General features: G+C 42.8%; 6 protein-coding genes. All 6 read right to left on the reverse strand.

The window, feature by feature from the left end:
• Window positions 1-85: 85 nt before the first annotated feature.
• Window positions 86-1,186: an ABC transporter ATP-binding protein gene (locus tag V7K40_RS32840; RefSeq protein WP_334967057.1), complete on the reverse strand. Its 1,101-nt coding sequence runs from the start codon at window positions 1,184-1,186 to the stop codon at window positions 86-88.
• 8 nt (window positions 1,187-1,194) lie between these two features.
• Window positions 1,195-2,079, reverse strand: coding sequence for a carbohydrate ABC transporter permease (locus V7K40_RS32845; protein ID WP_334967058.1), 885 nt, complete (start codon window positions 2,077-2,079; stop codon window positions 1,195-1,197).
• Window positions 2,080-2,755: 676 nt separating this feature from the next.
• Window positions 2,756-3,289 carry a hypothetical protein gene (locus tag V7K40_RS32850; protein ID WP_334967059.1) on the reverse strand — a complete coding sequence of 178 codons (534 nt, stop codon included), beginning with the start codon at window positions 3,287-3,289 and terminating at the stop codon, window positions 2,756-2,758.
• A gap of 278 nt (window positions 3,290-3,567) precedes the next feature.
• Window positions 3,568-4,311: an SDR family oxidoreductase gene (locus V7K40_RS32855; protein WP_334967060.1), complete on the reverse strand. Its 744-nt coding sequence runs from the start codon at window positions 4,309-4,311 to the stop codon at window positions 3,568-3,570.
• A gap of 96 nt (window positions 4,312-4,407) precedes the next feature.
• Window positions 4,408-4,734: a hypothetical protein gene (locus V7K40_RS32860; RefSeq protein WP_334967061.1), complete on the reverse strand. Its 327-nt coding sequence runs from the start codon at window positions 4,732-4,734 to the stop codon at window positions 4,408-4,410.
• Between the two features lie 107 nt (window positions 4,735-4,841).
• The gene (locus V7K40_RS32865) at window positions 4,842-5,555 is read right to left on the reverse strand and encodes an alternative oxidase (protein ID WP_334967062.1); all 714 of its coding nucleotides are present in this window, start codon (window positions 5,553-5,555) and stop codon (window positions 4,842-4,844) included.
• Window positions 5,556-6,135 lie beyond the last annotated feature (580 nt).

A 6,135-nucleotide genomic window follows, 5' to 3' on the forward strand; every position in this document is an offset into this window, starting at 1 on the left:
TAATACCCGTTTGTCTTCTGTAGATTTCATCTCAATATTTTATCTTTAGTCATTGTGTATTACCTAAAGTAATTGAAAAGGGTTACTAGCTCCTCACACCTAATATTTGCCTTCTGACAAGAGCATGTCCAGATTGGACATCAAACCAGTGAATATCTTCAGGGGGTAATGTCAGTGTAATATCCTCGTTACTCCAATTTTGGTCTGTTGGCAACAAAGCACGTACTATAATCGCTCCAGTTTGTGAACCTTCAACCTTGACACTCACCAAATAGTGCATACCCAAGTTTTCTACTAAATACACTCGCCCTTGGATAGTTTGGGTATCACCTGGTTGGGCAATGCGAACGTTTTCTGGGCGGATACCTAGCACAATCTGGGGTGGTACAGTTGGTATATCTGGCAGAGATATCTGGAAGTTACCTAGTAGAGCGGATCTTTCATTACAAAGTAAAGTCAGCAAATTCATCTGAGGACTACCAACAAATCCAGCCACAAATAAATTAGCTGGATGGTTATAGATGAGTTCGGGCGGGTCAAGTTGCTGGACATAGCCATCGTTGAGCAAAGCTACTTTCGTGGAGAGTGTCATCGCTTCTGTTTGGTCATGGGTAACATAGACCACAGGGACTTTTTGATCTGCAAAAATTTGCTTGAGGTCAGCTCGGACTCGTTCCCGTAACAGCGCATCTAAGTTACTTAACGGTTCATCTAGCAGGTACACATTGGCATTACGCACTAAGGCACGACCGACCGCAACACGCTGTCGTTGACCTCCAGACATTTGACCAGGCTTGCGGTTCATTAGCTCTTCTAGTCCTAAAATTTTTGCCACTTCTGCTACTCGCTGTTTAATTTCTATAGCTGGTACTTTTCTTAGCTTGAGTCCAGAAGCGAGGTTTTCGTACACTGTCATGTGCGGATAGAGTGCATAGCTTTGAAATACCATTGCGATGTTGCGATCGCCTGCTGACTTATAGGTGACATCTGCGTCGTTGATCTTAATTTGACCGCGAGTCGGTTCTTCAAGACCCGCAATCATGCGTAGAACAGTGGATTTGCCACAGCCAGAAGGGCCAAGTAAAGTAAGAAACTCATCGTTATCTACTGTTAAGCTAACGTCTTTGACAGGGACAACTTTGGAAGTATAGGTTTTATTCAAGTTTTTAAGTTCGAGTTTAGCCATTTTTCTTTTTATCCTTTGACAGCACCAGCGGTAAGACCTTGGACAATCCGGCGCTGGAAAAACAAAACTAGTAAAACCAGGGGTAACGTCCCTACAACAGTAGCAGCAGCGATGGAACCGTAAGGAATTTCAAATACTGTCGCACCACCCAACTGAGCAGCAGCAACAGGAATCGTCTTCATCTCTTCACGGGTCATAAACGTTAGAGCGAAGATAAACTCGTTCCAGGCAAAAATAAAGGTGAGAATTCCAGTAGTTACTAAAGCGGGAAGGGTCATGGGCAGTACGATTTGCCATAGTAGTTGAAAAGTGTTGTAGCCATCGACCCTAGCAGAATCTTCTAAGTCTTTAGGTAATTGTTGGAAAAAGCTTCTGAGTACTAGAATTGTCAGGGGCAAATTGATGGCAGTGTAGGGTATAATCAGCGCTAGATAGTTGTTGCCCAGTCTGAGCGCTTGGATAATTTCTAACAGTCCCAAGAATAACAGAATTCCAGGAAATAAAGTCACTATCAGAACGCTAGCGAGGATAACTCCTTCACCCCAAGGGCGTAACCGTGCCAGCGCATAGCCAGCGGGTGCACCGATCGCTAAAGCTAAAGCTGTAGAAGTAATCGACACAAAGGCACTGTTGAAGATGTAGCGCCAAAATGGACGACGGGTGAATAACTCAATGTAGTGACTAAAAGTGAATCGCGTGGGTAAATAGACAGTGGGAACGGCGGCAATATCTTCGTTAACTTTAAACGAGGTCAGCAATTGCCATAGGGCTGGCGCTAGGCTGAATAATATTACTAAGGCAATTGCTATTAGCAGCAGGATTTTTTTCAGAGAAAACCTGCTTTTCTCTGTTTGTTGCAAAGTTGTTGGAACTGGTTGTGGAGTTGGACTCATAGCGCTCACAATCTATTGATTTCTACAGGTAATGACATACCTATTTAGTGTTAGCTTAATTGGTGCAGGTTTCATTCGAGGTTTAACTGTGGGATAGCAAGACACATATACGACAGAATTATCTGTCCAACTAAGTAGATAAGATTTGTTACCAAGTTTGGTCAATCCTGGTGGAATATTTGGTGAAGTAGCAATAGCTTTGAAATTAAATTGAGAAAGTGCAGCGATTCCCAAAGCAGAAGCGCCGATAAGTAAAATAATACTTGTAATCCAGGTTGTTGATAGTTTAATTCAAATTTATCCTGATAAATTAACTTTTTTGAGTTTCATCCAGTTTTCTGTTCATTTACTGATACTATTGGTAAATTATTTCCTTACATTTAAGCAGAAAAAGCTTTTCATTTTTTATCAACAATTTCTATCAGCTAGCTCATAATTGCTAGAGAAAAATGCTATACAACAACTTTTACCAGAGTCGGCAAGTCGCGTCTAGGAGTATCTAATAAACCCATTCATCTAAGCTTTCTCTTTTAAAAGTCAGTTTTCCTCAGGATGATATCTGGTAACAATGAGCACTGATGCCAAGTTTTTCGCGTTACTGTTTTTGTATTTTCTTTACGTTGAAGCAACACTGCTTTTAGTTTGGAATCTTAGGAAAACAGCATTTTGCAGCAGGCTACTTGACTTGAGTAATATTCGCCGAGTGGAGATGCCATCTACGCTGCTCTGGAGTTGAGCCAGGAACATCATTGACTCGCCGCAGTACATAGCTGCCGCGAAATCGCTGTGGAGTTCCATTTGTGCCGATCGCAGTCACAGTAACCGGAATCTCAATGTAGATTGAGCCTGCACCTGGGTCTGGTGTACCGGGTTTTCCAACCTCTACAGCAACGGATGTGGTGTTAGCAAAACCCTGCTTGAACTGCTCAAACGACTGCTTGCTAGCAGCGCCATTTCCCTCCCAAGCCGAATAAGCTTGTTTATAGTCTTGACGGGTGATCGCACTGTAATAGTCACGAATAACTTGGACTGCATCTTGCCCAGGCAGCTTAGTATTAGTAGGGCTTTGTGTGGGAGAGACTGGTGCTGGGGTTGGACTGGAGGCGATGAGATTTGCCACTGATGAGGTATTCACAGCAGGTGGCTGTGATTTGGCAGAGGCATTACAACCTATGATGGCGATTGCAACTAGCGTTCCTCCAATCGTCATACAGTGCTGTTTTAACCAAATATATGAGTAAAAGTAAATTTGTGACAAAGATACCTCCTTGGGATTCTGTATACTGGAAATACACCAGATATAGTCATTGACAATTTTAGATGAATATGTTTATTATTCCTCATTTGTAGCAAACTGCTGATTTCACTCAAGAAGCTAAAAATAGCTCTGACTATGGGTTCAAGTATACTTGCAGTTAGTGTATCACTCATCGCCGAGGATACACGGTTTTGAGGGTTGATGTTTGCAATTCGCTACATCTGCGGCAATTAGGCGCTGAACCCTCCATCAATCATTAGGTTTGCACCAGTGATGTAAGCTGCCTCAGACCCAGCTAGATAAGCGACCATCCCTGCAACCTCTTCAACAGTGCCGTAGCGGGGCAGTGCTAGCTGCTTTTTGAGCATCTCGGCAAACTCACCCTCTGGGGGATTTATATCTGTAGCGATCGGCCCGGGCTGGACGTTATTGATCGTAATTCCACGCGGGCCGAGGTCACGCGCCAGCCCTTGCACAAGCCCTTGCAAAGCAGATTTGCTCATGGCATAAACAGAGCCACCGGCAAATGACACACGTTCGGCGCTGGTGCTGCCAATGTTGATGATGCGTCCGCCTTCTTGCATATGCTTGACTGCGGCTTGGGTGGCCACAAATATGGCACGCACATTAATCGCAAAGGTGCGATCAAAGTCCGCAAGCGTGAAATCATCAATAGGAGCCATCTGCACTACACCTGCATTATTCACAAGGATATCAATGCCACCCAATTTCTCTACTGTCTGTTCAACAGCAGCCACCACCTCATTAGCTTCAGCGCTGTTGGCTTGGATATCCAAAGCCTGAACGCCGAGCGCCTGGATTGCTTCGGCGATTTCCTTGGCGCGATCAGACGAGCTGATATAGGTGAAAGCGACATCAGCGCCTTCAGTTGCCAAACGCTTAACGATGGCGGCCCCGATACCGCGACTTCCTCCAGTGACGAGTGCGCGTTTATTTTTGAGTGTGTAGTTCATATTCGATACCGTCGATTAGAAATTGGATAATTTACTGTGCGTCTAATGGGTAAAAGCTGCAAATTCTACAACAACCTAATCTAGTCGTCGTGAAAGTCACAATTGATTAGAATACATTTGTGCATTGCTGTTCCTTTTGTAGTTGACTACTCTAGGAATGCCAACCTGTAAAATGTTACCCAATAGTACCCTCAAAGAAATTATAGAATGTATTAGGCTTTTGGGAGAAGCCGTCAAATTTGTCACCTTCAAAGATGCAATGGCTATCACTGGATCTCGTCGAGCAGCAACGTGTAACTTACTTATATACCAGTTGAGAAAGTGTACCTTTACTTGCTGGTAATAATCTGCTAATGCCCTCGCTGCCAACAGTCCGCCTATGCTTGCGCCAATCACAATTGCTTGTTGAGCGATCATTTTCATCGTTTGTTCCTCTTCTAGATCCCAAAGGTGCTAATAAATTTGTCTGCAAAACTAACGTCAGGAGCTTGTACCTTTAATTACGTAGCTTGCTTCTCATGGAGGAAGTATTAGGAATTAGTAATTATTTGGTCAGTTTCTCCTTCGCTCGATAAAACTTTTGCTGCTTCAAAAACCGTATGGGGACTTTTAAAAGTTAGCCGCGCTTCTGGTTTTTGGAGTGCCACCATTGTTTTGACATGTTCGCATTCGTCATCACGGATGTTCACGAAAACGTCGTATAGATTATCCACTTTGGGACGGCGAAATTCATGACTTGGTGCAGTCTGAACTTCATCAAACATATAGAGATCACCATCACGATAGAAGTTGATTGCAACTTGGGGCGCTTTTTGAGCTTTCAGTTGAGCTTCATAGGTTTTCAAGTATTCGTCATACGTGTGGTAAGCATGACCTTCAATCAGTTCCATTAAGTAGTAAGCGTAAGAGGGAAACAACATGTAAATTGGCACGATCAACCAGTAGTAAGCCACAGCAACGTGTTGAGCGATGAAGCGATCAATCCAGTGGCGACTGCCCCCCAGTGACTCCATAATTAACAAATGATGTAATTCGTTCCAGGTTTCAGCAAAGTGAACTTTCAACAAGTCAGCTTTGCGCCAGTAACCCAGCGTCTCGTAAAGATGCAGCACTGAAAGATAGGAAAAGTAAGGAACACGGGCAATGGTTTCTAGCATATAAAAGCGAGCGTAGGAACGATTTCCGTACACGACATCAATAATGAATACGAAAAAACTGACGATCAATTGAATCAAAACTTTCATGGTATATTCCTCCAAAATCAAAACACATTACTGATTTATAAATTCTGAAATCCAATAGACGTAGATTGTCACTCAGTGACCACCCCACTGGAACAAGAATCACGCTTTCAAGTTTGGCAATTCCACTGCACTGATATTTTTTCCACGTTGAAGCAACGCCGCTTTCAGCTTTGAATTCTGAAAAATCAACGTTTTGCCTTTCATCATTTCCTCCCTAAGGAATGAGAATTAATTAAAAATTCAAAATGTCTGCTGATGGAGTTTTATTTTTAATTTTGCATTGTCCTAAGTTCATCTACTTTAATCATGCAATAGCAGTTCAATCGATTCTATGAGCTAGCTCATACTTGAAATTGTCTACCGATCGCCCTTGTGCCCATCAACCAAAATTTATCATGTTCCTGCACATAAGTAAGTCGGCGTCAAAATTTGTAATTAAAATAAATCAAGAGGCAAGTGAGCTTTAGCTTAATTTATCTTTCTTTACATAAGACTTGTCGCTTAATAAGGTAGAGTAACGATTAGCAACTGGAATGAGACAGAAAAATGCTAGACATCAATCGGGTGTTGAAAGAAGACC

This window comes from Nostoc sp. (assembly GCF_036917195.1).
Lineage (GTDB): Bacteria > Cyanobacteriota > Cyanobacteriia > Cyanobacteriales > Nostocaceae > Nostoc.